24 protein-coding genes and 1 tRNA gene are annotated in these 26,871 nt (G+C 49.4%); 18 read left to right on the top strand and 7 right to left on the bottom strand.

Annotated elements, in window-relative coordinates; all coding sequences use genetic code 11:
• Positions 1 to 65: 65 nt before the first annotated feature.
• On the top strand, positions 66 to 1,556 hold the full coding sequence (locus tag KU392_RS01350) for a helicase HerA-like domain-containing protein (protein WP_217734346.1): 1,491 nt from the start codon (positions 66 to 68) through the stop codon (positions 1,554 to 1,556).
• Positions 1,557 to 1,583: 27 nt separating this feature from the next.
• Here the strand turns inward: KU392_RS01350 and KU392_RS01345 are convergent, their stop codons facing one another.
• Positions 1,584 to 2,066 carry a MarR family winged helix-turn-helix transcriptional regulator gene (locus KU392_RS01345; RefSeq protein ID WP_169294152.1) on the bottom strand — a complete coding sequence of 161 codons (483 nt, stop codon included), beginning with the start codon at positions 2,064 to 2,066 and terminating at the stop codon, positions 1,584 to 1,586.
• 198 nt (positions 2,067 to 2,264) lie between these two features.
• Here KU392_RS01345 and KU392_RS01340 point away from each other — a divergent pair, with 198 nt between their 5' ends.
• A complete protein-coding gene (locus tag KU392_RS01340) occupies positions 2,265 to 3,251 on the top strand; it encodes a quinone oxidoreductase family protein (RefSeq protein WP_217734345.1) in 987 nt (328 codons plus the stop codon).
• Between the two features lie 63 nt (positions 3,252 to 3,314).
• A complete protein-coding gene (locus KU392_RS01335; protein WP_169294154.1) occupies positions 3,315 to 4,379 on the top strand; it encodes an aldo/keto reductase in 1,065 nt (354 codons plus the stop codon).
• Here the strand turns inward: KU392_RS01335 and KU392_RS01330 are convergent.
• Positions 4,361 to 5,371, bottom strand: a complete 1,011-nt coding sequence (locus KU392_RS01330; protein ID WP_169294155.1) for a class 1 fructose-bisphosphatase — start codon at positions 5,369 to 5,371, stop codon at positions 4,361 to 4,363. The genes KU392_RS01335 and KU392_RS01330 overlap by 19 nt on opposite strands.
• 20 nt (positions 5,372 to 5,391) lie before the next feature.
• Positions 5,392 to 8,085 carry an aminopeptidase N gene (gene pepN / locus KU392_RS01325; RefSeq protein ID WP_217734344.1) on the bottom strand — a complete coding sequence of 898 codons (2,694 nt, stop codon included), beginning with the start codon at positions 8,083 to 8,085 and terminating at the stop codon, positions 5,392 to 5,394.
• A gap of 138 nt (positions 8,086 to 8,223) precedes the next feature.
• Between pepN and KU392_RS01320 the strand changes: the two genes are divergently transcribed.
• The 9 genes from KU392_RS01320 to KU392_RS01280 all read left to right on the top strand — a co-directional run bounded on the left by KU392_RS01320 (position 8,224) and on the right by KU392_RS01280 (position 18,882).
• Positions 8,224 to 8,880, top strand: coding sequence for a DUF4136 domain-containing protein (locus KU392_RS01320; RefSeq protein ID WP_169294157.1), 657 nt, complete (start codon positions 8,224 to 8,226; stop codon positions 8,878 to 8,880).
• Positions 8,867 to 10,321 (top strand): metalloprotease TldD, encoded by a 1,455-nt coding sequence (gene tldD, locus KU392_RS01315; RefSeq protein ID WP_169294158.1) that lies wholly within the window; start codon positions 8,867 to 8,869, stop codon positions 10,319 to 10,321. Before KU392_RS01320 ends, tldD begins: the two co-directional genes overlap by 14 nt.
• 287 nt (positions 10,322 to 10,608) lie before the next feature.
• Positions 10,609 to 11,682 (top strand): 3-deoxy-7-phosphoheptulonate synthase AroG, encoded by a 1,074-nt coding sequence (aroG, locus tag KU392_RS01310; protein ID WP_217734343.1) that lies wholly within the window; start codon positions 10,609 to 10,611, stop codon positions 11,680 to 11,682.
• Between the two features lie 175 nt (positions 11,683 to 11,857).
• Positions 11,858 to 13,345 (top strand): FAD-linked oxidase C-terminal domain-containing protein, encoded by a 1,488-nt coding sequence (locus KU392_RS01305; protein ID WP_217734342.1) that lies wholly within the window; start codon positions 11,858 to 11,860, stop codon positions 13,343 to 13,345.
• Between the two features lie 4 nt (positions 13,346 to 13,349).
• Positions 13,350 to 14,450: a glycolate oxidase subunit GlcE gene (glcE, locus tag KU392_RS01300; protein WP_169294283.1), complete on the top strand. Its 1,101-nt coding sequence runs from the start codon at positions 13,350 to 13,352 to the stop codon at positions 14,448 to 14,450.
• Between the two features lie 9 nt (positions 14,451 to 14,459).
• A complete protein-coding gene (gene glcF / locus KU392_RS01295) occupies positions 14,460 to 15,689 on the top strand; it encodes a glycolate oxidase subunit GlcF (RefSeq protein WP_217734341.1) in 1,230 nt (409 codons plus the stop codon).
• 36 nt (positions 15,690 to 15,725) lie between these two features.
• Positions 15,726 to 16,838, top strand: a complete 1,113-nt coding sequence (gene mnmA / locus KU392_RS01290) for a tRNA 2-thiouridine(34) synthase MnmA (protein WP_217734340.1) — start codon at positions 15,726 to 15,728, stop codon at positions 16,836 to 16,838.
• 24 nt (positions 16,839 to 16,862) lie between these two features.
• Positions 16,863 to 18,242: an adenylosuccinate lyase gene (purB, locus tag KU392_RS01285; protein WP_169294163.1), complete on the top strand. Its 1,380-nt coding sequence runs from the start codon at positions 16,863 to 16,865 to the stop codon at positions 18,240 to 18,242.
• Positions 18,243 to 18,435: 193 nt separating this feature from the next.
• A complete protein-coding gene (locus tag KU392_RS01280) occupies positions 18,436 to 18,882 on the top strand; it encodes a c-type cytochrome (RefSeq protein WP_169294164.1) in 447 nt (148 codons plus the stop codon).
• A gap of 157 nt (positions 18,883 to 19,039) precedes the next feature.
• Here KU392_RS01280 and KU392_RS01275 read toward each other — a convergent pair whose 3' ends face one another.
• Positions 19,040 to 19,768: a cytochrome b/b6 domain-containing protein gene (locus KU392_RS01275; RefSeq protein ID WP_217734339.1), complete on the bottom strand. Its 729-nt coding sequence runs from the start codon at positions 19,766 to 19,768 to the stop codon at positions 19,040 to 19,042.
• A gap of 163 nt (positions 19,769 to 19,931) precedes the next feature.
• Between KU392_RS01275 and KU392_RS01270 the strand changes: the two genes are divergently transcribed.
• The 4 genes from KU392_RS01270 to KU392_RS01255 all read left to right on the top strand — a co-directional run bounded on the left by KU392_RS01270 (position 19,932) and on the right by KU392_RS01255 (position 23,585).
• The gene (locus KU392_RS01270; RefSeq protein ID WP_169294166.1) at positions 19,932 to 20,516 is read left to right on the top strand and encodes a carboxypeptidase regulatory-like domain-containing protein; all 585 of its coding nucleotides are present in this window, start codon (positions 19,932 to 19,934) and stop codon (positions 20,514 to 20,516) included.
• 110 nt (positions 20,517 to 20,626) lie between these two features.
• On the top strand, positions 20,627 to 21,196 hold the full coding sequence (locus tag KU392_RS01265) for a hypothetical protein (RefSeq protein WP_169294167.1): 570 nt from the start codon (positions 20,627 to 20,629) through the stop codon (positions 21,194 to 21,196).
• Positions 21,197 to 21,323: 127 nt separating this feature from the next.
• Entirely contained in the window at positions 21,324 to 21,800 is a 477-nt protein-coding gene (locus KU392_RS01260) for a hypothetical protein (protein WP_217734338.1), read from the top strand.
• Positions 21,801 to 21,938: 138 nt separating this feature from the next.
• Positions 21,939 to 23,585 (top strand): FMN-binding glutamate synthase family protein, encoded by a 1,647-nt coding sequence (locus tag KU392_RS01255; RefSeq protein ID WP_217734337.1) that lies wholly within the window; start codon positions 21,939 to 21,941, stop codon positions 23,583 to 23,585.
• Between the two features lie 108 nt (positions 23,586 to 23,693).
• Here KU392_RS01255 and KU392_RS01250 read toward each other — a convergent pair whose 3' ends face one another.
• Together KU392_RS01250 and KU392_RS01245 are read right to left on the bottom strand one after the other, a co-directional pair.
• Positions 23,694 to 24,179, bottom strand: a complete 486-nt coding sequence (locus KU392_RS01250) for a hypothetical protein (protein WP_217734336.1) — start codon at positions 24,177 to 24,179, stop codon at positions 23,694 to 23,696.
• 126 nt (positions 24,180 to 24,305) lie between these two features.
• Positions 24,306 to 25,628, bottom strand: coding sequence for an MFS transporter (locus tag KU392_RS01245; protein WP_217734335.1), 1,323 nt, complete (start codon positions 25,626 to 25,628; stop codon positions 24,306 to 24,308).
• Between the two features lie 111 nt (positions 25,629 to 25,739).
• Between KU392_RS01245 and KU392_RS01240 the strand changes: the two genes are divergently transcribed.
• Positions 25,740 to 26,285, top strand: coding sequence for a ribonuclease domain-containing protein (locus KU392_RS01240; protein WP_246587180.1), 546 nt, complete (start codon positions 25,740 to 25,742; stop codon positions 26,283 to 26,285).
• Complete coding sequence (locus KU392_RS01235; protein WP_217734334.1) at positions 26,276 to 26,605, top strand: barstar family protein; 330 nt, start codon at positions 26,276 to 26,278, stop codon at positions 26,603 to 26,605. Before KU392_RS01240 ends, KU392_RS01235 begins: the two co-directional genes overlap by 10 nt.
• 135 nt (positions 26,606 to 26,740) lie before the next feature.
• Here the strand turns inward: KU392_RS01235 and KU392_RS01230 are convergent.
• A tRNA-Met gene (locus KU392_RS01230) sits at positions 26,741 to 26,817 on the bottom strand.
• Positions 26,818 to 26,871: the final 54 nt, after the last annotated feature.

The raw sequence follows: 26,871 nt of genomic DNA, 5'->3' as shown, positions 1-26,871 counted from the left end.
TGCGACAAACTTTTATAGAATACGGTTAGATTTCCTAATGTTTTGCACTTGACAAAGGTTTATTTATGGCAGATCCCATCCTGATAGCGAAAAATGCAAAGGCAGATGTCTTTCTTTTGCCCAAGTTGGCCAACCGTCATGGTTGCATCACGGGCGCAACCGGAACCGGTAAAACCATTACGCTTCAGGTCTTGGCGCAGGCTTTTTCCCGCATCGGCACCCCGGTCTTTCTGGCTGATGTGAAGGGAGATCTGACGGGTATTTCACAAGCGGGCACGGAAAGTCCCAAACTGCTTGAGCGCCTGGGAAAACTAGGTCTGCCGGTGCCGCAATGGGGTGGCTGCCCAACCGTTTTATGGGATGTGTTTGGCGAGCAGGGGCATCCGGTTCGTGCCACGGTATCCGATATGGGACCTTTATTGCTGTCACGCATGCTAAACCTGAATGATACGCAAACCGGTATCCTGAATCTGGTGTTCAAGGTGGCCGATGATGAAGGTCATCTTTTGCTGGATCTGAAGGACCTGCGGGCGATGCTGCAAAACGTCAACGACAGGGCCGCCGAGCTCAGGCCGGTGTACGGTAATGTGTCTGCTGCTTCAGTGGGGGCAATTCTGCGCGCATTGCTGCAGCTGGAAACCCAGGGAGCAGACCGCTTTTTCGGTGAGCCCATGCTGGATATTCATGACCTGATGCGCTGTAATGCGCAAGGCCAGGGCATGGTGAATATCCTGGCGGCAGACAAGTTGATGCAGTCACCTAAATTGTACGCCGTGTTTTTGCTATGGTTATTGGCTGAAATTTATGAATCCTTGCCCGAAGTGGGGGATCCCGAACAGCCCCGGTTTGTGTTTTTCTTTGATGAGGCGCATTTGCTGTTTGATGACGCCCCCAAGGTTTTGCTTGAAAAAATTGAGCAAATCGTGCGTTTGGTGCGCTCAAAAGGAGTGGGGGTTTATTTTGTTACCCAGAATCCGGCCGATATTCCCGATTCTGTGTTGGGCCAACTGGGTAACCGGATTCAGCATGCGTTGCGGGCTTTTACGCCACGCGACCAGAAAGCGGTCAAAACGGCGGCTGACACCATGAGGCCCAACCCTGAGCTGGATATTGCCCGTGATATTACCGAATTGGGCGTGGGTGAGGCGTTGGTTTCCTGTCTGGACGCCAAGGGTAGCCCTGGCGTTACACAGCGCGCCTGGATATTGCCACCGGCCAGCCGGATGGGGCCGGCAACCGATGCAGAGCGCCAGCTTATTCGCAATTTGTCGGGTTTTGCCGGCAAATACGATACCTTAATTGACAGGGAGTCGGCGTTTGAAGTGCTGACTCGTCGGGCTGAAGAAAAAAATGCCCAGGCCGCTGCTCGGGCCCAACCCGAAGATGAAGGTATTTGGGGGGCGGTCAAGGAAATGATGATTGGCTCAACCGGACCGCGTGGCGGACGCAAGGATGGTGTGATCCAGCAAGTGGCTAAGGGGATGGTCAGGGATACGGCCAGGAAAATGCTGCGGGGTGTGCTGGGTTCCTTAATTGGCAAAAGCGGTAAACGCTAGTTGTATCCGCGCGGACATAAGGCCGCTTCAGTCATTCATGCCATTTTCCTGAATGGATTTCAGGATATTCGGATTGGCATTCAATAGCATACGGGTTAACAGACTTTTCAGCAGCTCCACTTCCTGTTCCGTGAAACCTTGCAGATGATGGTTTAAAGCCTGGGCAACGGAGGGTAGCAGTTTTTCATTGACCTGTTTGCCTTTTTCGGTCAGTGTCAGCTTGATGACCCGGCGATCCTGCTCGCTGCGCTGGCGGGTCAGGAAACCCTTGGCTTCCAGTCTGTCAAGCGTGCGTGTCATGGCGCCGGTATCCACTTCAGCAATGCGGGCCACACAGGCGGGGGTATCCGCCTTGCTAAGGCCGATAATCGCAATAGGGTGCCATTGCGTGGCAGTCAGGCCTAACGGTGCCATGTTTTTTTCAATCATGTCATGAATGGAAAAATGCACCAGACGGATCAGATATCCAATGTTTTCCTGACCACGGGGAACGTCTTCAGGTTTGATCATGAAGGTTTTTTCCGGTTGGGATGGGGATATTTTTTTGCTGTTCATTATCTTTATAAATATATTTATTTGCTTAGGCAAATACTGTCAAAGTATACTATTTTTTTATCGACTGTTGTTGATATGGATTGAATAATTGTTTTTATTAATTATCATTCTAGTAAAGTATTTATTAATCATTAATCATAAGTGGAGTTAAACGTGGGTATCACATCAAAAGCCATTCAAATTGAGACACATGGTGGTCCTGAGGTCATGAAACTGGTCACGCTTGAGGTTTCCCTGCCGGCGGATAACGAAGTGCAGATCCGGCAAAAAGCGATCGGGCTGAATTTCATTGATATTTATTTCCGTACCGGCCTGTATGCCAGCCCGTTGCCGCATGGACTGGGGTTTGAGGCTTCTGGTGTCGTTGAGGCGGTGGGTAAAAATGTTGCCCACCTGAAAGTGGGAGACCGTGTTGCGTACGGCCAGAGTCCACTGGGTGCTTACGCTGAGGTACGCAATGTGCCCGGCCATCAGGTGGTGAAAATACCTGATGGCATTTCTTTTGAAGAAGCGGCTGCCGTTATGCTCAAGGGTTTGACGGTGCAGTATCTGTTCAGGCAGACCTACCGCCTGCAAGAGGGTGAAACCATTTTGTTGCATGCAGCGGCCGGTGGTGTCGGCTTGATTGCCTGCCAGTGGGCCAAGGCCTTGGGGGCCAAGTTGATTGGCACTGTGTCCAGCCCCGAAAAAGCGGCCATTGCCAGAGCTCATGGTGCCTGGGCAACCATTAATTACACGAATGAAAATGTGGTTGAGCGTGTGCTGGAATTAACCAATGGCAGGAAAGTACCGGTGGTTTACGATGGAGTGGGCAAAGATACCTGGGAAATTTCCCTTGACTGCTTGCAGCCTCGTGGCCTGATGGTGAGTTATGGTAATGCATCGGGTCCGGTGACCGGGGTTAACCTGGGCGTGTTGGCGACCAAAGGTTCTTTGTATGTGACCCGTCCAAGCCTGGGTGCTCATGTGGACACTTTAGAGAAAATGCAGGCCGCTGCTGGTGAGTTGTTCCAAATGATCACCAGCAAGAAAATCAAGGTGCAAATTGACCAGCGTTTTCCCTTGGAAGAAGTGGCCGATGCCCATATTGCATTGGCTTCACGCAAAACCACGGGTGCCACGATATTGACGCTGGATTGATTGTTCATGTTTTTGTGAAATTTAATTTTTAATTTTTGAAATTTAAAGGAAGGGGCAGGTTAAATGCAGAAGGTTCAGCTGGGAATAAGCGATTTAATGGTGACGGATGTTTGTCTGGGAACCATGACATTTGGTGAGCAGGTGGATGAGAAAACTGCATTTGACATCCTTGACCGAGCGGTAGGGCAGGGGATCAATTTTCTTGATACCGCCGAAATGTATTCGGTGCCCACCCGCAAAGAAACGTATGGGGCGACGGAAACCATTCTGGGTAATTGGTTTGGACGTGGTTCGGTGTCCCGTTCGGACATCGTGCTGGCGACCAAGGTGGCTGGCCCTTCCAGGGGTACGCCCTGGATTCGGGAAGGGGCAGGTCTGACTGGCCAGGATATTATTGCTTCTTGCGAAGGCAGCCTCAAGCGCCTGAAAACCGATTATATTGACCTTTACCAGATACACTGGCCCGAGCGCCATGTACCGGCATTTGGTCGACGTTATTTTGATCCCGATAAAAAGCATGAGCCGTTTACAACGATAGAAGAACAATTGCAGGCCCTGAATACGCTGGTGAAGGCAGGTAAGGTACGTTATATTGGCCTGTCCAATGAAACGCCTTATGGCGTGTCCGAGTTTATCCGTCTGGCCGAGCAGATGGGCTTGCCTCGTGTGGCGACCATACAAAATCCGTATTGTCTGTTGAACCGTGCCTATGAAAACGGGCTTGATGAAATGTGTTATCGCCATAAGGTGTCTTTGCTGGCGTATTCACCATTGGGTTATGGTTTGCTTACCGGCAAATATGATCAGACCGGTACGACCGGGCCGGACGCGCCAGCTGAAGCACGCATTACCCGTTATGAGTCCGTGCAAAAACAGCGTTGGGGAAGAGCGGCCTGCCTGGAGGCAGCCAGGGCCTATAATGCGTTTGCCCGTGAGCTGGGCTTAAGTCCGGTTCAGCTGGCCCTGGGATTTTGCAACAGTAAATGGCAGGTGGACAGCACCATTATCGGGGTGCGGACATTGGAACAGCTTGATGAGAATATCAGCGCCATGCAAACCCGCCTTGATGCTGATGTGCTGGCGCAGCTCGACGAGCTGCGCCAGAAGCATTACGATCCTGCGCAGTAAGAGCGCACGCGTTCCACTTCGTTTTTAGACCCCAATACCACGCCAACCCGCTGGTGCAGTTGGGTTGGCTGGATGTCCATAATGCGATTGACCGAGTCGGTGGCCATGCCTCCGGCTTGCTCAACAATAAAGCTCATGGGGTTGGCTTCGTACATCAGGCGTAATTTGCCCGGTTTGTTGGGCTCACGTGAGTCCCATGGGTACATGAAAATGCCGCCACGGCTTAAAATGCGGTGTACATCGGCCACCATGGAAGCCACCCAGCGCATGTTATAGTCTTTGCCCAGCGGGCCGGTTTTACCTGCCAGACAATCTTCGATGTACTGGCGAACCGGTGGTGCCCAGTGGCGCATGTTTGACATGTTAATGGCAAACTCTTTGGTGTCTGCCGGAATCTGGATGTTTTCGTTGGTGAGCATCCATGTACCGGTTTCACGGTCAAGGGTAAAGCCAACCACACCGTTGCCCAAGGTAATGACCAGCATGGTTTGAGGCCCGTAAACGGCGTAGCCGGCCGCTACCTGCTGGGTGCCTGGTTGAAGGAAGTCATCTTCGGTAATTTCGCGGCCAGCAGATTCGGCAGGTGCTTTCAGGATAGAGAAAATAGTACCAATAGAGACGTTCACGTCAATGTTGGAAGAGCCATCAAGGGGGTCAAACAGCAGCAGGTATTCGCCTTTGGGGTAGCGGTTGGGGATTTTATGGATGGTTTCCATTTCTTCCGAAGCCATGGCGGCCAGCTGGCCGCCCCATTCGTTGGCCTCAAGCAGGATTTCATTGGACATGACGTCCAGTTTTTTCTGGACTTCGCCCTGGATGTTTTCAGACTCCAGGCTTCCCAATACACCACCCAGGCTGCCTTTGCCAACGGCGTGCCCAATGCTTTTACAGGCACGGGCAACCACTTCGATAAGCAGGCGCACTTCCGCCTGCAATGCTTTGTTCTGGCGTTGTTGTTCTACCAGATATTGTGTCAGAGTCTTAAATTTCATTCTTGCAGATTCCTCAGGTTTCAGATATTCAATGCTTTGGATACGATTTCAAATACGTTTTTAGACAGGCCGGGATGCGCTTCCACACGTTTAAGGGCCTGCTGCATGCCGTCTTTCAGGGCAGGTGCATATCGGGACCAGTTGTCCATGACGCGGGCCAGACGGGCGGCAATTTCAGGGTTGATATTGTCAAGGGCAATGACCTGGTCAGCCCAGAATGCATAGCCCGAACCATCGCTCTTGTGCAGTCCTTCGGTGTTGTTGATGCAAAACTGGAAGATCAGGGAGCGTGCACGGTTGGGATTGCGCAGGTTGAACGCCGGGTGTGCCATCAGACCCAGGATGGTTTGTGCGGTGGTGTGGCGGGCATTGGCCTGCAGGGCGAACCATTTGTCGACGACCAGCGGGTCGTGTTGCCACTGTTCATAAAACTGGGCCAGGGCTTGATCACGCTCATCGCCTTCATAATGGCTGACCAGCGCGGAAAGTGCGCCAATGCGGTCAGTCATGTTGCCGGCATTCTGGTATTGCGCAAAGGCGGCCTGGATGGCTGGCGGGCTCTGGATAGACAGTAAATAGGCGAGCGCCAGGTTTTTCAGGCTGCGACGGCCTGCGCTGATGGCATCGGGGCTGTAAGGGCCGGGAGTTTCATTTTGGCTGAGTGTTTGCTGCCACAAGTCCAGCAGGCCATTGGCCAGTTCCTCACGGACAAAATCGCGAGCCTTGGCAATGGCCACGGGTTCAATCGGTGTCATGCGCCCGGCAAGCACTTTTTCCGAAGGCAGGGTCAGTAACCAGGCGCGATAACCGGCATCCAGGTTCGGGTCAGTCAGGTTGGTTTTCCAGACTTGCAGCAGGGCGGGGTCCAGTTCCGGCTGTTTGTCCTGCGCCAGGCGGGCGGCAATGCGCAGCAACTCATTTGAGCTAAGTGCCTGCACGGCCTCCCAGCGTGCGAAAGGATTGCTGTCATGAGCGCATAAAATCGCCAGATCTTCTTGATTCCAGGGATATTCCACAATGACCGGCGCCGAAAAATCGCGCAGTAATGAGGGAATTGGCCGTTCGGGAATCCGGTCAAAGTGCCAGGTCTGGCTTTCTTCTTTCAGTTCAAGCAAGACTGTGGTTTGCGGCTGCCCTTCAAACTCCAGCGTGAACGGTTGGCCCGACTGGCTGATAAAGCCCATGGCAAAGGGAATGTGGAAGGGTTGTTTGACAAAACCCTTTTGCAGTTTTTCAACCCCAACCGGTACGCAGCTTTGTGTCAGGGTAATTGAACAACGTTGTTGCGCCTGGTCATAGTTGAGCTCAACCTTTACGCGGGGGGTGCCGGCCTGTGAATACCAGTTCCTGAACAGGGCCAGGTCTTTACCCGGGTTGCGTTGGGTATAAACCGATTCCATGACATTGATGAAGTCATCACAGGTGACGGCCTGGCCGTCATGACGGCGGAAGTATTCGTCCATGCCGGCACGAAAACCTTCTTCTCCCAGCAGGGTGTGCTGCATGCGAATGACTTCCGCGCCTTTTTCGTAAATGGTAGCGGTGTAGAAGTTGGCAATTTCCTGATAACTTTCGGGGCGAATGGGGTGAGCCATGGGGCCGGCGTCTTCAGGGAACTGGGCGGTTCTTAAACGGGTTACATCGTCAATACGCTTGATGGCACGGGCACTGGCTGCTGCAGAGGCATCCAGGTTTCTGGCCATCATGTCAGCGGAAAATTCCTGATCCCGGAAAACCGTGAGCCCTTCTTTCAGGCTGAGCTGGAACCAGTCGCGGCAAGTAATGCGGTTGCCGGTCCAGTTATGAAAGTATTCGTGACCAATGACCGACTCGATGCCTTCATAATTGGCATCGGTGGCGGTATCGGGGTCGGCCAGGACATAGGCGGCATTGAAAATATTCAGTCCTTTGTTTTCCATGGCGCCCATATTGAAGTCGCGCACAGCCACAATCATGAAGCGGTCAAGGTCCAGCTCAAGACCAAAGCGCGTTTCATCCCACTTCATGGCGTTTTCAAGGGATTCAAGGGCCCATTCGGTTTGCTGTCCCGAGCCTTTGTCGCTATACACCTGCAACAGGACTTCACGGCCGCTTTGGGTGGTGGCGTGCTTTTCACGAATGTCAAAGTCGCCGGCAACCAGGGCAAACAGATAGCTGGGTTTGCGAAACGGGTCTTCCCAGGTGGCCTGGTGGCGTCCGTCGGGCAGGTCGGTGCTGGCGCACAGGTTGCCATTGGACAGCAGATAGGGGTAACGGGCCTTGTCGGCACAAATGGTGACGGTGTAGATGCTCATGACATCGGGCCGGTCCGGGAAAAAGGTAATACGCCGGAAACCTTCTGCTTCACACTGGGTGAAAAAACTGTTACCCGAGACATACAGGCCCATCAGGGTGCTGTTTTCCTGCGGGTTGCACTCGGACACGATACGGAGTTCGAATTGTCCCTGCAAGGCAGGTATTACCAGGGTTTGTTCGTTCAGTGAGTACTGGTGTTCACCCAGTGCTTTACCGTTAATCGAAACGGAAATCAGACGGATGTCTTCCCCGTCCAGGACCAGGTCGGCCGGCCTGTTTTCTTTGCTGTTGATTGCAAGGGTGCTGGTGATGCGGGTGGCTGTTTCGTGAAGATCGAAATGCAATGCAACAGTTGTAATGTTGAAAGGGTATTCACGATAGTCGTGACGGTGTATGGTGGTGGGTGTATTTGACGGCATGGCAATAAATATTATCCTCATTAACGCGACTAATTATAGATGTTTTAAATGCTTTAAAATAATAATCATCGCTTGTGTGTCACAATGCATCATATGCCCAGTCAATGGGAATTAATCGTAACCCCAGAGCTCTGTATCATGAATACTGTCTTTTCAAAGCCAAGTCTGCGCATTTTTCTGACTGCCGCTTTCGTGCTGTTGTTGACAGCGTGTTCAACGACCCAGCGATTCACAACCCAGATGACTTCTTTCCAACAGTGGCCGGCCAATGCTCAAGGGCAGCTTTACCGTTTCAATACCCAGGCAGGGCAAAATCTTGAACAGTCCACTTATGAAAATCTGTTGCGCAATCAGATGTGGAAGACAGGACTGGTCGAGGCCGTTGGCAAGCAAAAAGCCCGTTTCGAGGTTTCTTTTGAGTATGGCGTGCAAAACCGTCAGCAAATGGTGCGGGAAAACGACCCGTTTTATGATCCGTTTTTCTATCCCACGTTTAATTTTGGTTGGGGGTGGGGGTATCATCAGCCCTTTTATAGCGGTATCGGTTTTGCCATGGCGCCGCAGTACCGTTATGTGCAGGCCAGTTATAATCGATACCAGTTGCACGTTTCCATCCGTGACTTGAACAACAGTGGTACTGAGGTTTATCAGGCCACTGTCTTGGCCGACTCCAATAAAGCCAGCCTGACACAGGTAATGCCCTTTCTGACCGCGTCTGTTTTTGACGGGTTTCCCGGCAAAAACGGGCAGGTGCGTAAAATAAATTTTGACATTGAGAAAAATGAACCTAATTGATTCCGATATGCTAAGCCTGTCAACCGCCAAATCACTTTTGCTTGATCCCTGGGGTCTTCATGAGGGGCATCTGGCCAGTGCCTTGGGTGAAATTTTCACTCATAAGGTTGATTATGCCGATCTGTATTTCCAATACACGCGCAGCGAGAGCTGGAGCCTCGAGGAAAGTATTGTCAAAACCGGCAGTTTTTCCATTTCACAAGGCGTGGGGGTCCGTGCCGTTTCAGGAGAAAAAACCGCTTTTGCGTATTCCGACGTGCTTTCCCCCGAGACCTTGCTGTCTTCAGCCAAAACCGTCAAAACCATTGCACGGCAGGGAGCAGGAAAAACCAAGGTACTGGCGGGTGAAAACCGTCCTCATGATTTGTACCAAGGGGTTGATCCGTTGGCCAGCCTGTCGGCCACCGACAAGGTCAGCCTGCTGGAGCGGATTGAAAAAATGGCCCGTGCCAAAGATCCGCATGTCATCCAGGTCATGGCCGGACTGGGTGCAGAGTACGATGTCGTGCTGATTGCCGGCAGTGATGGGCGTCTGGTGGCTGATGTGCGTCCTTTGGTACGCCTGTCCCTGACGGTCCTGGCAGAACGCAACGGTCGCCGTGAAATGGGGCATGCCGGTGGTGGTGGGCGTTTGGGATTGAATTATTTTTCAGACGATTTGATGCAGTCTTATGTCGACAAGGCCGTTCATGAGGCGCTGACCAATCTTGAAGCCCGTCCGGCACCTGCTGGCGAGATGACGGTTGTGTTGGGCTCGGGCTGGCCGGGTATTTTATTGCATGAAGCAGTGGGGCATGGCCTTGAAGGAGACTTCAATCGCAAAGGCTCCAGCGTGTTTTCTGGCCGGATTGGCGAACGGGTGGCCTCCAAGGGGGTAACAGTGATTGATGACGGCACCATCCAGGATCGTCGTGGTTCGCTCAATGTGGATGATGAAGGCAATCCCACCCAGCGCAACGTGTTGATTGAAGATGGCATTTTGCGCGGTTACATGCAGGACTCCCTGAATGCCCGTTTAATGAAAACCCCGGTGACAGGTAACGGCCGCCGCGAGTCATTCGCTCATTTGCCTATGCCACGCATGACCAATACCTTCATGCTGGCAGGCAAGGAAGATCCGCAGGAAATTATTTCATCGGTGAAAAACGGCCTGTATGCGGTTAATTTTGGTGGTGGGCAGGTGGACATTACCAGTGGGAAGTTCGTTTTCTCCACCTCCGAGGCTTATTTGATCAAAAATGGCAAAATCAGCCATCCTGTCAAAGGGGCTACTTTAATTGGCAATGGGCCTGATGCCATGAACAAGGTATCCATGATTGGTAATGACCTTTCGCTTGATTCAGGTGTGGGCACTTGTGGTAAGGAAGGTCAAAGCGTGCCGGTCGGTGTCGGTATGCCCACCATTCGTATGGATGGTCTGACGGTTGGCGGTACGGCCTGAGCTTTTATGTGATTGTGGTGCATTAAGAACATCTTTCGATTATTTTTATTGCATTGCGGCAAAACAGCTTATTTTTAAAAAAAGCTGTGCTAGGATATAAACATCATGAAACATTTGTCTGTGTCTTTTTATTTCTTTTATTTTAGTTTTTCAAAGCCTTGGGCGGAGAGAAGGACACAGCTTACGCAGTAAAAATAGCCAAATCCCCAAAAAGCCGCCAGAGAACCTGGCGGCTTTTTGTATATATAACGCCATAAACGCAAGCATTCAAAAAACTGGAGTTAACCGTGTCATACAATACAGATGATTTACGCATTCGAGAAATTAAAGAATTAAGTCCTCCATCCCACCTGATGCGCGAGTTCCCGTGTACCACCAAAATTTCAAATGTGGTCCATGAGGCACGTGATGCCGTCCATAAAATCATTCATGGTGAAGATGACCGTATGGTTGTGGTGATTGGCCCCTGTTCAATTCATGACCCCAAGGCGGCACTGGAGTATGTAAAACGCCTGAAAGCGGAACGGGAGCGTTTTAAAGGTGAGCTTGAAATCATCATGCGTGTTTACTTTGAGAAACCGCGTACAACCGTAGGTTGGAAAGGTCTCATCAATGACCCGGGGCTTGATGGCAGTTTCAATATTAACAAGGGTCTGCGTCTTGCCCGTCAATTGTTGCTGGCTGTTAATGATGAAGGTGTGCCGGCCGGTTGCGAGTTTCTGGATATGATCACACCGCAATACATTGCCGACCTGGTTTCATGGGGGGCTATTGGTGCCCGTACTACCGAAAGCCAGGTGCACCGTGAGTTGGCTTCCGGTCTTTCCTGTCCTGTTGGTTTCAAGAACGGCACCGATGGCAATATCAAGATCGCCATTGATGCCATCAAGGCGGCATCCCAGCCACATCATTTTCTGTCAGTTACCAAAGGCGGCCATTCCGCTATTGTGTCAACGCTTGGCAATGAAGATTGTCACCTGATTTTACGGGGTGGCAAAGCCCCCAACTATGATGCCCAAAGTATCAATCAATCTTCGGAGCAGTTGGCCAAGGCCGGTTTGTCAGCCAAAATCATGATTGATGCCAGCCATGCCAACAGTAACAAAAAACCGGAAAACCAGCCTATGGTCATGGATGATGTTGCACGGCAAATGGAAACCGGTGACCAGCGTATTTTTGGCGTTATGATTGAAAGTAATCTGGTTGGCGGACGTCAGGATCTGGTTGAAGGACAGGAGCTGGTGTATGGACAAAGCATTACTGATGGCTGCATTGACTGGGACACTTCAGTCAAGGTGCTGGAGCGTTTGGCACAGGCAGTCAAGGTGCGTCGAGCCATTGCCGCGGAAAGTGAAAACTAAAGCCGGCAATATGAGACCAATACGGGCCAAATTCTTTTGGCCCGTATTGGTCTGAAATCCCGCATCCCGGTTTCTGGCTATTAGGGTTATTTCGGTATGTCATCCCCTTATGCAGATGGGTATACTTGAATGAAATATAACAAGCAGACAATGATCTGGAATAAGGGGCAGGGACATGAGGGCACAACGGCAACCGGTAACAGGATTGAATGATTTTTCAGCTTTGATTGCCGAACTCAAGAAGGGGGTGCCATCGCATTGTGTTTTAAGCCGTCATGAAGAGAAAAAACCTTTCGAATGTGATGGCCTGACCCTGTTCAAGGAAATGCCGGCCATTGTCGTTTTGCCCGAAAACGAAGAACAAATTATCCATGTCCTGAAAACCTGCAAGAAACATGCCGTGCCAGTGGTTCCCCGAGGAGCGGGAACCGGTTTGTCGGGTGGGGCAACACCGCATTCACAAGGTGTTTTGCTGGGTGTGTCAAAACTGAATAAAATTCGCCATATAGACCCTGTTGCCGCTATTGCCGTGGTAGAGCCAGGCGTACGGAACCTGGCTATTTCAGAAGCCGTTGCCCAATATGGGTTGTATTATGCGCCCGATCCCTCCAGTCAGATTGCCTGTTCCATCGGTGGCAATATTGCCGAAAATGCAGGGGGGGTGCATTGTCTAAAATACGGGCTTACCGTGCACAATGTCATGCGGGTTCGCATGATTACCATAGACGGTGATATTGTTGAGCTTGGTTCTGCAGCTCCGGATTCTCCCGGTTTGAATCTGTTGTCGGTTTTTGTCGGTTCAGAAGGCATGCTGGGTATTGTGACCGAAGCAACGGTCAAACTCATTCCCAAACCCGAGGCGGCAACGGTGATTATGGCCAGCTTTGATTCGGTCAAGGCGGCCGGTGACGCGGTCAGGGACATTATTGCGGCAGGCATCATTCCGGCTGGCCTGGAAATGATGGATCAACGGGCCACGCAAATGGTTGAGCCCTTTGTGAAAGCGGGTTATGACCTGGACGCCCAGGCCATTCTTTTGTGTGAATCAGATGGGGCGCCCCAGGAAGTGGAAGATGAAATCCAGCGCATGACGGCTGTTTTTGAAAAGGCGGGGGCCGTGCGTTTGCAGGTATCGGCCAATGAGCAGGAACGCCTGCTATTTTGGGCTGGTCGCAAAAATGCTTTTCCGGCTGCCGGACGGGTTTCTCCCGACTATTATTGTATGGATGGCACGATTCCCCGCAAGCAAATCGCCAACGTATTAACGCAAATGGCCGATATGGAACGCAAATACGGCTTGCGTTGCGCCAATGTGTTTCACGCCGGTGATGGCAACCTGCATCCACTTATCCTGTTTGACGCGAATGATCCTGATGAGGTTCGCCGTGCCGAGGATTTTGGTGCCGAGATTCTTGAGTTGTGTATCAAGGTGGGTGGTACGGTAACGGGCGAACATGGTGTCGGGTTGGAGAAAATCAACCAGATGTGCTCCCAGTTTACCCGTGATGAACTGGATGCTTTTATGGCCATAAAATGCGCCTTTGATCCGGAAGAATTACTGAATCCGACCAAACAGATCCCAACCCTGAACCGTTGTGCCGAATATGGAAAAATGCATGTTCATGCCGGTCAAATCAAGTTTCCTGAATTAGAGCGATTTTAGAGTGATGTCATTTGTTTTGAATGAACTAAGTGAGCAGGTGGTTGCTGCCGCTGCCTCACACAAGCGCGTGCTGGTAAAAGGCGGTGGGAGCAAGGGTTTCTATGGAAATCCAGAGACCACTACAACGGAAAATGTGATTTCGCTGGATGTGACGGCCTATAAAGGAGTGATCGAATATGAGCCATCAGAGTTGGTCATGACAGCCGCATGCGGTACACCTTTGCATGAAATTGAAAAACTGCTCGAGGAGCAGAGCCAGATGCTGCCCTGGGAGCCTCCACATTTTGGGCCGCAGGCAACGATAGGGGGGGCCATTGCCACCGGGTTGGCCGGCCCCCGACGGATGGCGGCAGGTGCTACTTCCGATTTTGTACTGGGCGTCCGGATGTTGAATGCCGAAGGGCGGTTATTGCGTTTTGGCGGACAGGTCATGAAAAATGTGGCGGGGTATGATATGTCAAGACTGTTGGTGGGCTCTTTAGGCATATTTGGGCCACTCATGGAAATATCTTTCAAGGTCTTGCCCAAGCCGTTACATGAGAAAACACTCAGGCATGCTTGCACGATTAACCAGGCCATGGATCTTTTTCGTCATGTCCATGCCCGTTCATTGTGTATCAGTGCCAGCTCATGGGTGCCCGAGAATGGAAAAAACGGACATATGTATCTGCGGTTGTCTGGTTCCGGGGTTGCTGTTGCCCAGGCCAAAACCCAATTGCCGGGTGATGAGTTGGCCGATGAAGACGCCCGTGCTTTCTGGCTTTCATTACGTGAGCAGTCACATCCGTTTTTCAATAACACCACAATTTGGCGGGTTTGTGTTCCTCCTTTGGCTGGCAAAATGAATGAATCCATCCCGCTTGTGGAGTGGGGGGGTGGCCAACGCTGGTTACGCCAGGTTCAGGATATCAGGCATATCAGGCATAATGCCCAGCAATTGGGGGGACATGCCACCCTGTTTCGTTATCCCGGGCCCGATGCCATTCCTGCTGATGGTGTTTTTCACCCGTTCAGGACCCATATCGAGGGTATTACCAGGCGCCTTAAAACCGCTCTTGATCCTCGAGGCATCTTTAACCCAGATCGTTTAATTAAAAACCTGTGAGCCAAGCGCATGCAAACCAATTTAGCACAATGGGCCAAGGATAGCCCTGACGGTAAGGTCATTGACGAAATCCTGCGTAAGTGTGTGCATTGCGGATTTTGTCAGGCAACCTGTCCCAGTTACCAGATTCTGGGCGATGAGCTGGATAGCCCAAGGGGGCGGATTTACCTGATCAAGGAAATGGTTGAAGGGCAGGAACCTACCGCCGTTTCGCAAACCCATCTTGACCGCTGCCTGACTTGCCATAATTGTGAAACCACCTGTCCGTCGGGTGTCGAGTATGGCAAGTTGCTGGACATTGGCCGTGAACTGGTGGATGAAAAAGTCAAGCGTGGTTTTGCGGATCAGCTCAAACGCAAAGTGTTGGCCAAAGGACTGAATTCAACGCTTTTTGGCTTATCCGTACGTGTCGGGCGTCGTTTTCGCTCTGTTCTGCCTGAGCGGCTGGCAGGCAAATTGCCAGAGGCCCGTGAAGCAGGCCGGCGTCCCGCAGGCAGGCATGCACGCAAGGTTTTGCTTCCCATGGGCTGTGTCCAGCCTGACCTAATGCCTTCCATTGATGCTGCCAGCATTCGGGTTCTGGATGCGGTGGGTATTTCCGCCTGTGAATTGCCGGCCAGGACGTGTTGCGGGGCGGTTAATTTTCATTTGGGTGAAACCGATTCCTCACTGCAGCAGATGCGACACAATCTGGATACCTGGGTCCCCTTGTTGGAAGCTGGAACAATCGAGGCTGTTGTCATGAATGCATCGGGTTGTGGTGCTTTTGTGAAAGAGTATCCGTTTCATTTGAGGCATGATCCTGTCTATCTGGAAAAGGCCAATTATCTGGTTGATCATGTCAAGGATCTGGCCGAGATTCTGGCGCCACATGCGGCCGAGCTTGCTAACCGCTTACTCAATAAATTGCCTAATCCCGTTGCTTTTCATCCTCCGTGTACTTTGCAACACTGGCAGGGGTTGCGGCCACTTACCGAAAAAATGCTGACTGAAATGGGTTTCAAACTGACGGCTTTCGGAGAGTCCAATCTGTGTTGCGGTGCCGCTGGCACTTATTCTTTGTTGCATCCTGAGATTGCCTTGCCATTGCGTGACCGCAAGCTGGCCGAGATAGACAGCGCCGGGCAGGTGAATATGATTATTACCGCTAATATGGGTTGCATGTCCCATTTGCAAAGCGGCAGTGTCAAACTGGTCAGACACTGGATTGAAGTAGTTGATGAGGTATTAAGTACTTAGGCCCTAAAATGATAATTCATCACGTAAAATAGCGGGATGAATCAGAAATCATCAAAACCACGCGTTGTTATTGGCATGTCCGGAGGGGTCGACTCCTCGGTCAGTGCCTGGCTGCTTAAGCAGCAAGGCTATGATGTTGTTGGTCTTTTCATGAAAAACTGGGAAGACGATGACGACTCCGAATATTGCTCATCCCGCCAGGACTGGCTTGACGCGGCCAGTGTCGCCGATCTGGTTGGGGTCGATATAGAAGCGGTCAATTTTTCGGCTGAGTATAAAGATCGGGTTTTCTCGGAATTCCTGCGCGAATATTCGGCCGGCCGTACCCCTAATCCCGATGTGCTTTGCAATGCCGAAATCAAATTCAAGGCGTTTTTAGACCATGCCATGCAACTGGGTGCTGAATATATTGCCACCGGGCATTATGCGCGGGTGCGATCAGTTCAAGAGAACGGCCAAACGCAGTTTCAGCTTCTCAAGGGCCTGGACCCTGCCAAAGACCAAAGTTACTTTCTGCATCGCCTGAATCAGGCACAGTTGTCCAAGGCCATCTTTCCCCTGGGTGAACTGGAAAAACAGGAAGTGCGGCATATTGCCCATGAATTGAAATTGCCCAATGCAGCCAAAAAGGACTCCACCGGTATCTGTTTTATCGGAGAGCGGCCTTTTCGTGAATTCCTGAACCGTTATTTGCCAACCCAGCCTGGCCCGATTCTGACCGATGATGGGCAGGAAATAGGTAAACACTATGGTCTTGCCTTCTATACGCTTGGGCAACGCAAGGGTCTGGGTATTGGCGGTGTCAAGGGTCGCCAGCAGGCGGATGGCACGGCCGAGGCCTGGTATGTGGCGCGCAAGGATCTGGCCAATAATATCCTTTATGTCGTTGCCGGACACGACCATCCTTGGCTGCTCTCTTCTGAGTTGCATGCCGAAGATCTCAGCTGGGTAGCCGGACATGCACCCGAGCCGGGTATGTATGGTGCAAAAACCCGTTACCGCCAGGCAGATGCTCCCTGTCGCCTGGTTGACAGCAGTCAGGCACGCCTGACTTTATCGTTTGAACAGTCACAATGGGCAGTCACTCCCGGGCAATCAGCCGTTCTTTATGATGGCGATGTCTGTCTTGGTGGCGGCATTATTTATTAATTTTTTATTTTTATTTTTCTTACTATGAAAATTGCAGATCAACTCAGTACGCTCAATGCACTGTCTCCGTTAGACGGCCGTTATGCCTCACGTGGCACTGCCTTGCGTGAATATCTGTCCGAAGCCGGTTTCATGGCCCACCGTGTCGAGGTCGAGGTATCCTGGTTAATTGCCCTGTCAGATGCCGGCTTGCCGGAGCTGGCTCCTTTTTCGGAACAGGCCAGACAAAAACTGGGTAATCTGGTTGAGAACTTTACTGAAGCCGATGCCGAGCGCATTAAAGAGATTGAGCGAACCACCAACCATGATGTCAAGGCGGTTGAGTATTTCCTGAAAGAAAAAGTGGCGGATGACCAAGAGCTGGCCAAAGCAGCTGAATTCATTCACTTTGCCTGTACTTCCGAAGATATCAACAATACTTCACATGCCCTCATGCTTAGTCGCGTGCGTGCCAATGTTATCCTGCCGCGTTTGAATGACGTGCTGGCTGAACTGGTCCGTTATGCCAATCTGTTTGCCGATCAGCCCTTGTTGTCCAGGACACACGGCCAGCCCGCCAGCCCAAGCACCATGGGTAAAGAATTCGCCAACGTTGCTGCACGCCTGAAAAATGCCATTGCTGCGATAGCCGCTGTAGAGCCATTGGCAAAACTCAATGGCGCAACGGGCAATTACAATGCGCATTTATCCGCTTATCCTGAAATCAATTGGCCAGCACTTGCCAAAAATGTCCTGAATAAACTGGGCCTGACCCAAAACGAGTATACGATTCAAATCGAACCACATGACTGGATGTCCGCCCTGTTTGATGCCATTGCTCGTGCCAACACAATTCTTCTGGATCTGAATCGTGATATTTGGGGCTACATTGCCTTGGGATACTTCAAGCAGCGTCTTAAAGAAGGTGAGGTGGGTTCTTCCACCATGCCGCATAAAGTCAATCCCATTGATTTTGAAAACTCTGAAGGCAATATTGGTCTGGCTAACGCTGTCTTGCGCCACCTGTCAGAAAAACTGCCGGTTTCACGCTGGCAACGAGACCTGACCGACTCTACTGTCTTGCGTAATCTGGGTGTGGCACTGGGCTATTGTATGGTGGCATGGGATTCCTGCCTGAAGGGTCTGGGTAAGCTGGAACTTAATGCCGCGGCCATTGATGCCGATATTGATGCCTGCTGGGAAGTATTGGCCGAGCCTGTGCAAACCGTCATGCGTCGTTATGGCTTGCCACAACCCTATGAGCAGTTGAAGGCGCTTACCCGTGGACGTGGCATTACCCAGGATGCGTTGCGCGAGTTTATTGCCCAGCTTGATTTGCCCGCAGAACCCAAGCAGCGCCTGCTGGATATGACACCTCGTTCATATATTGGCCTGGCTGCCGAGTTGGCCCGTAAAGTGGCCTAAGCGCATATGGTTTTAGGCATATTGGGGTTAAATGTTAAAAGTAAACCAATAAATTGACTCCCTGTCTTAATAAAAACAATGCAAGGTATCTATCGTGCATTGTTTTTATTTTGGTTTAGGGAGTTTGTAATTGTTTTGAAATATATTTCGGGCTACTATTTGTAATAAATATTAAACAGCAAGGAGTAAATGAATGAAAAAGAAAATTACGGTTTTGGCCTTGGCCTGTACCGCCTTTATTTCGGCTGCGGCCAATGCGCAGTTTGCCAAACCTGAAGATGGCATCGATTATCGTCAGTCAGCCAAAGTGCTGCTTGCTTCTCATTTTGGCAGAATGGTACCTGTTATTAAAGGTGAAGTCCCTTACGATGCAGAAGCCATTAAAGAAAATGTGGCTATCCTGAATACTTTGGCTGCGTTGCCCTGGGTTGCTTTCGGTCCCGGTTTTGAGGGCGGTGATGCCAAGCCTGAGGTATGGTCAGATGCCAAGGGTTTTGAAGAAAAACGTGAAAATTTCAAGGTTGCCATTCAGAACCTGTCTGCAGCGGCCGACAGCTCTGACCTGAACAAGCTGAAAGCGGCTTTTGGCAAAGCGGGTCAAAGCTGTAAATCCTGCCACGATGCTTATCGTAAAGACTAGGCATGTTTAAGCAAGCAGCTTAAAGGCTGTTTGCTGCTAACCCGATTAAAAGATTTCATGGTTATATGATCTTTTAATTTAGGCACAAAAAAACCGGATTTTTATCCGGTTTTTTTGTGCCTTTGAACCCAATGAAATTTTTGGACAATAGGCATTCTTAATAGAAAGAGCCGCCGCTGCTGGCACCAAGTGTGCTGATCCAGTAAACGAAGCCAGACGTGATGAGCAGGGTAATAAAGCCCATTATGCGAATGCGCAGATTGTCCGAGGCACTTTTTATGTTTTGAGACGCCTGCGACGGGATTTGGGTTGTACCTGAAACCATGGTTGCCACCAGATTCTGTTTTTTGAAAATCCGGTAATAAATAATGGCCAGTATATGCAGGGCAAATAAAATGATCATGACAGGCTCATTGCTGCGATGCAGGGAGCTCATGGTTTTGCTGAAGGCCGAATTCAAATGGGCCAGAGGACCTTCGGTAAAAATATCGTCGGTGGTGAAAAGGCCACTAAATGCCTGAAAGCCGAAAACCGCCAGCAGGGCAATGACTGACAAGGCACCAATCGGGTTATGCCCTGGCGATTGATAAGCACCTTTCAGGTATTGGGCAATAATGGCGGGCCCTTTAATGAATTGGGAGAAGCGGGCATAATACGAGCCTGTAAAACCCCAAATGATGCGGAATAAAATCAAACTGAGTACACAATAACCAAATTTTAAATGCCAATCAATCCACATAATGCCACTGTTGGCTATCCAGCCTTCAGTAGTACCTGCTGCTTTAATGGTAAAAAAGGCAGCGATGACACAGAAAGCCAGGGCCCAATGAAAAAAACGGGTGGGTAAATCCCATACATGAACGATTTGTTGATTTTTTTGATGCATATTGTTAAATATTTAAGTTTCCAAAAACAAATTGCAGTGTTAGCATGGTGGCAATAACTGCTTGATATTATATAACTTGGTTGATTTTCTTTAGCTGTTTGATATTTTACACATATTACATAAAGAAAATGTTGGCTTCATGACGATGGTAATAGTATAGCCCATGAATTTTTCCATACATTTTGCTGGTAAGCATTTGCTTCGGTTTATTGTGCCCGCTGCGGCACTGGTGTTGGCAGGGTGTTCATCAAGCCCTGTGAAAAAAGATCGCTTCCTGGAGCATGCGCCCAGAAAACAGGTCCAGCGGGTGGCCTATAACGGCAGTCCTGACGTGGCGGCCACCCAGGCAAAAACCATGCTGGTGGGACAGGTTCACATTCATGATAGAGTCAATGGCGGAGTCCGAACCGGTGCCTATCTGGATGTTGTCCTGAATCCGGTCTCAGCGGCAAGCAATCAGTGGTACCAGGAGGTGTGTCGCGCAGGCAAGGTTTTAAACGGTCAGCCAGATCAGCGGTATGTCCGTAATGCTTTTCAGGCAAAAACCAATGATTACGGGCAGTTTGTATTTACAAATGTGCCGGTTGGAGAATATTACCTGACTTCGCGCCTGTATTGGATAGACACCAAGCCCATGAGCGGGCCGGTTGAGTACGGTGGTCTGTTATCCAAAAAAATCAGTCTGGTTGCGGGTACCAATGCGTTTGATCTGAATGATACAGACAAGTGTCACGGCTATTTCCATTAATGCATGGTTTACGATAAATTAATGTTTTTTAACAAAAAAAATCAATTGAACAGAATATAATTGGAAGATAATTATTTTTTTCTGAATATTGTTTTTTTGAAAGGTCTTTTATGAAATTAGTTAAGGTATTAGGACTGACGGTTTTATCCGTTGCGTTGACCGGTTGCAGTTTGTTTGGTTCAAAAGAGGCTTCCAGTGCCAATAACACCGAGGCAGCTGTTGCCAAGCCGGTTGCCACCAATACTGCCAGAGCGGTCAATAAAACAGGTAGCGGCGATATTGAAATTTATGTGGGTTCAATTACAAAATCCGCTGCCCAAAAAGGTAAAAACGGTAAGACGCTTGAACTGGACAATGTGGTTGTCAAGTCTGGCGATCAAACCTACTACACTTCCGGCGTTTTGTTAAGCAAGACCGATGTGAAGGCCGCTTTTGTCGCTAAAGCCAAAGACAAACCAGCCTTGGCCCTGCGCCTTACGCCCGCTGGTGCAACCAAGCTGAAATCTGCCATCAGCGATAAATCAAACTTGCATAAAACCGTTTTGGCCAGTATGGATAAATCGGTCTTTTCAACCATGTCGGCCTCTGAAGCCGAACTGCAGGACGGAGTGTTGCTGATCCCCATGCTGACATTGCTTAATGCCAGGGATACGGCAGACTTGATCAGGGCGCAAAAATAAACAAATGTCTTCAAATTTTAGGGTTCTTGACATTTTCGACCAATAATCCATCTTGTATTTTTAGGATGCATGTGTTGTAATTTGCGTATGACAGACGAATAATTGCTTTAACTAATAAGGAATTTACATGAAAATCTCGCGCAAACTTGGTTTGGTTATTTTACCGCTTGCTGTGGCGTTGGCAGGATGTGAAACGGTTAAAAAGCCCGAAACGACAGAAGCCGCGGCACCGGTTCAGGCCGCCAGCGTAGATGTATACACTGCTTCAGATAAGGTAATTAAAGGCTTTCGTCCTTTCCAGCTTAGCGAGCAGCAAACCATTTATGTCAGTCCAACACCGGTGATTACCCGAGACAATCTCACAACCATTAACCATGTGCGTGACAATCAGGGTCGTACCTTCATCAAACTGGGTTTGAATCCGGCGGGTGTTGATGCATTATCCAAAGTCGACAAACAGTACGGATATGCAACGACTATTGGTGGTCAGCTGGCTTCCATTACCGGGGTCAAACAAGGTTCAGACTTCCTTTTCATGGTGCGTGATGACGCAACGGCAGATGCCATCATGAAAGCGGTTGTTCCCCAGCAGGCTGCAAAATAATGACTCTGTTAAATTAGCCATTTTTTCTGGCTAGAATCAGTAAAACCTTGTGTTATCAAGCACAAGGTTTTTTTTTAAGGTGCGGGTTTGATTTAGGTCAGTTTGGGTTCAGCCCCACGATATGGATAGGTGTGTTAAATGACCAAGTTGCTGTTTTCCCGGTATGCAGTTTTGCTGGCTGTTTTTCTGGCCTCTGTGTTGGGTTTATATATGTTCGCCAATTATGGGGCTGGTTGGCTTATTTTATTTGTTCCTGCCTTTCTGCTAAGTCTTCTCGGGGTTTATGATTTACTGCAAACCCGTCACTCAATCAGGCGTAATTACCCGGTTATCGGAAATCTGCGTTTTTTGCTGGAGTCCATCCGGCCTGAAATCAGGCAATATTTCCTGGAAAATGACAACGATAACTTGCCATTTTCCCGTGCCCAGCGTTCTATTGTTTATCAGCGAGCCAAGCAGCAAATCGACAAAAGGCCGTTTGGAACCATTGAAAATGTGTATGCTGATGGCTATGAGTGGGTCAATCATTCGATGCAGCCTTCCCATATTGAGAATACCGATTTCAAGGTCAGGGTCGGTGGCACGCAATGCACGCAGCCTTACGATATGTCGGTATTCAATATTTCAGCCATGAGTTTCGGGGCGTTGTCCGCCAATGCGATCAGGGCGCTTAACAGTGGTGCTGCCAAAGGAGGGTTCGCCCATGATACTGGTGAGGGTGGTATTAGTACTTACCACCTGGAGCATGGTGGAGATCTGGTGTGGAATATTGGTTCGGGGTATTTTGGCTGCCGTGATGCCAAGGGTCATTTTTCTGAAGCAGAATTTGAAAAGCGGGCTAATCTGCCTAATGTAAAAATGATTGAGCTCAAATTATCACAGGGTGCCAAGCCTGGCCAGGGTGGGATATTACCGGGACCGAAGGTTACCCGGGAAATTGCCGATGCCCGTGGGGTGCCTGTGGGTGTGGATTGCAATTCACCGGCAGCGCATAGCGCTTTCAGTACCCCTGTCGAGTTAATGCATTTTATCCAGCGATTGCGTCATCTGGCCAATGGCAAGCCGGTTGGATTCAAATTGTGCATTGGGCATCCCTGGGAGTGGTTTGCAATTGCCAAAGCCATGCTGAAAACGGGTATCACCCCCGATTTTATTGTGGTTGATGGTGCGGAAGGTGGAACGGGGGCTGCGCCCGTCGAGTTTTCCGATCATATGGGGGTACCCATGAAGGAAGGTTTGCGCCTGGTGCATAATACCTTGGTGGGTATTGGTTTGCGTAACCAGATTAGAATTGGTGCGGCCGGAAAAATAATTTCGGGCTTTGATGTGCTAAGAACGTTGGCCTTGGGGGCCGATTGGTGCAACAGCGCCAGAGGCTTTATGTTTGCCATTGGTTGTATCCAGGCCCAGGCCTGTCATACGGGACGCTGTCCAACCGGTGTGGCCACACAGGACCCCATCAGGCAAAAAGCCCTGGTGGTGGACGACAAATCTGAGCGGGTTAAAAATTTTCATCACAATACTTTGCTGGCTTTAGCTGAATTGATGGAGGCGGCTGGCCTTACGCATCCGCAGCAACTACGTGCTTATCACGTGGTAAAACGAATTTCAAGTAACGAGGTTAAATTGTTATCGGCGCTTTACCCCGAGTTGGAAGAGGGTGATTTGCTGAAAGAAAAATACCGCAATAAAATTTTTGAACTAGCCTGGCCGTTGGCCCAGGCCGAGTCCTTTGCACCGCTTTATTCCGTGGCATCTGTGGTGGGGCAGGCCTATCGAGATTGATCTTGAGATAAAAAAAATTTTGAAGCAAAAAAATACCCGGGTAAATCTTCCGGGTATTTTTTGTGTAACACAGGTATTACTGCGTTATTGCGTTATTGCGTTATTGTCTTATTGTCCTTTCTCAATGCTTTGGCATTGTTGCAGGAAGTTGTTTAAAAATTGTGTTTTGGGCACAATTTTGTCAGAAGGTGAGTTCCATAAGGTATTTGCAAACTCAATAAATGAACCGACCTGCTCATCGGGAATGCTATTGTCATTACTAATGAAGTCATTGGCTTCTTCTTGTGATTTGCCAGCGTTTTTCAGGTCATAGAGTTTGCCGATAATCGCAACACTGGCCTGACAGGTAAAGCTGCTTCCTGAGGCGACTGACGGAGCAGGCTCATCGGAAGATGTGCTTTGGTATAAATCTTCCTGTTTTTGTATGGGGGGGGGGTCGGATTGGGTGGTTTGGGCAGGAACAACTACCCCCGAGACAGGTGGGGCCAATTCGTCTTCATCGTTGAATAAAGAAGTTTCCAGCAGTTTCCAGGCAAAAAATGTAATGCCCAGCACCACGGCCAGTAATAATAAAAATTTACCAAATGCTTTCATGAGCATCCTTATTAGCTAAAATTATGTTTGTGTATTGCTGATGACAATTATCCCCACGCGCAATGAGGATTAACGACTATAACTCAAATTATAGTGAGAATCTTCTCATTTCAAGTGAAATTTTGACTAAAAATTTCGCTGGGTTTCAGATGGTTTTTTCCTGAAGCCGGATTCTGTCAAAAAAAGGGCGTAAGAAAATAGAATATTAACAATTCCGGCTATCAGAAAAATGACAGGCACAGAAAAATCCAGGCTTAGCAAAAGGCCGGTAAGAAGAGCGCTGGCAATCAGGAAAAGGGCGTTCAGGATATTGTTGGCGCCAATAATGCGTGCTGTATGCGTTTTTAATGTTGTTTTCTGAATGAAAGTATACAAAGGCACACTATACACGCCGGCACAGGCACTTAACATGAATAAATCAAACATGGTGCGCCAGTTTTCCGGACGGGTAATGAATTCAGCGGCAGAGAGCAATTTTTGCGTGTCGGGAACCGTCATCGAAAAATATAGGTCAACCGTAAACAGACTCATTCCCGCAGCGCCCAGGGGAACCAGCGATAGTGGCGAGCGCTTCAGGCCCAGTTTCTCACAGGATAGGGAGCCTGTTGCCACACCCACTGAAAAGAGCACCAGTAGTACGGCCGCCACATGTTCATTGCCTTTCAGGATGTCTTTGGCAAAGAGAGGGAAAAGAGCAAGAAAGACCGCACCGAAAAACCACATCCAGCTAATCAGCAGCATGCTTTTGAAAATCATGGGATTTTTTCGGGCGATGGACAGGTTTTTAAGGGTTTCGGTAAAAGGGTTCCAGTTTATTTTATTATCAGCCGGTTTTTTTTCCAGGAGAGGAATAAATTGTGCACTGATTCTGCCGGCCACTGCCAGCAGCAGACAGGCAAATGCAGCCCAAAGGTGACCGTAACCCGGGATGGCCACCAGGACTCCTCCGGCAATATTGCCTAATAGAATGGATACAAAGGTGCCCATACTGACCAGTGCATTGCCGCCCATCAAGGATTTGTCGTTGAGCACCTGGGGAAGATAGGCGAATTTGGCGGGCCCAAAAATGGTAGAGTGCAGACCCATCAGGAAAATGCAGACCAGCAGAATGATGACCGATTGCGTATAAAGGCCAAAGGTCGCCAATAGCATAATGCCAATCTCTGCATTCTTGACGTTGCGCATAATACGGATTTTGTCATATTGGTCTGCTAATTGTCCGCTAGTGGCAGAAAACAGCAGGAAAGGAAAAATAAACAACCCACCGATAATGACACCAGCCATGCTGGATGGGAACCATTGAGTTTGCCATTGATAGGTCAGTAAAATTGTAATGGCAAACTTGTAAAGGTTATCGTTGGCCGCGCCACAGAACTGGGTCCAGAAAAAAGGGGCAAAACAGCGTTTTTTCAAGAGAGAAAATTGGTGAGGGAGAGGTTGCTGTTTCATTGATCACCCTTTGAGTATGTTTGATTTTATTGTTAAGTTATTGAAAAAAAATGAACTATTACCATTCTGCTATGGAAGTGTAAATACTTAAATTGTAAAATACTCCGGAGTATGAATGTCAATTGCTTGCGGGGTATTATCCTGCAAATACGGGATGAAGTCATGACGCGTTTATTGTTGGGTTTTCTGCTTTCAATTTCAATGCCGGTACTGGCCATGGGCAAAGCACCTACCGAGCTTGAAAAATCAGCCGGTCAATGGGGTATTGTCACCTGTGAGGAAGTTGTTCAGACGTTGAACAGAAACCACTTGTCAGGTCAAATCAATGAAACGCAATTGACCGAAATCTTGCGAACATTGAATACCCGCCAAAAATTACCGGCTTATTTTGTGATGAAGCAGCAGGCACGTGAGCAGGGTTGGAGCCCGGGGCGTTATTTTTCAGATATTCCCGCCTTAAAAGGTAAGTCCTTGGGGGGTGACCATTTTGGTAATTATGAACGCAGATTGCCCAAAGGTAGCTGGAAAGAGGCTGATCTGGATTATTGGGGCAAAAAACGCAATGCCAAGCGTTTGGTATTCAGCGCAGATGGTCGTCAGCGTTACGTTACGGTAGATCACTACGAGACATTTCACAAGGTGCCATCATGTCAGTAAAATCTTCTTTTATCTCGGCGCGTCGCTTGAAAAAAAAAGCGGCGCGTTCCGTTCGGGTTTGTGAATTAAGTCGTATTGGCAATATCGATGAAGTTTATGATTTGCTGCAGCTTGAGTTGGCGTTGCCGCCATACTTTGGTCGTAATCTGGATGCCCTGTATGACAGTCTTAGCACCGATGTCAAAGGTCCTTTCAAAATTGTCTGGTTGGATCATGCCAGCAGTGCGGATGCCTTGGGTGAGATGAACTATGAAGGTCTGATTGATATTTTCAGGGCGGTGGCTAGTGAGCGGGATGATGTGGAGGTGGTGCTGGGGTAAGGATGGGCGGGCTCGGGCTATGCAAGATTTGGTCGCAGTCGAGTGGGTTGACACAAAATTGCCACAGTGTTGATTCAGGCAATAAAAAAGCCGCTTGAGTAAGCGGCTAATTCATTGATTTCATTATAAATTCTTTGGTGGCTCTTCCCCGATTCGAACGGGGGACCTGCGGATTATGATTCCGTCGCTCTAACCGACTGAGCTAAAGAGCCAATTACTTAAATCAATCTAAGTAAGAACGTAATTATGCATGTTCTTTTTTTAAA

This window comes from Advenella alkanexedens, from assembly GCF_019132845.1.
In the GTDB taxonomy this organism is placed as follows: domain Bacteria; phylum Pseudomonadota; class Gammaproteobacteria; order Burkholderiales; family Burkholderiaceae_B; genus Advenella; species Advenella alkanexedens.
The sequence above is the reverse complement of the archived record's forward strand: the minus strand, read 5'-3'. Positions and strand labels throughout refer to the sequence as shown.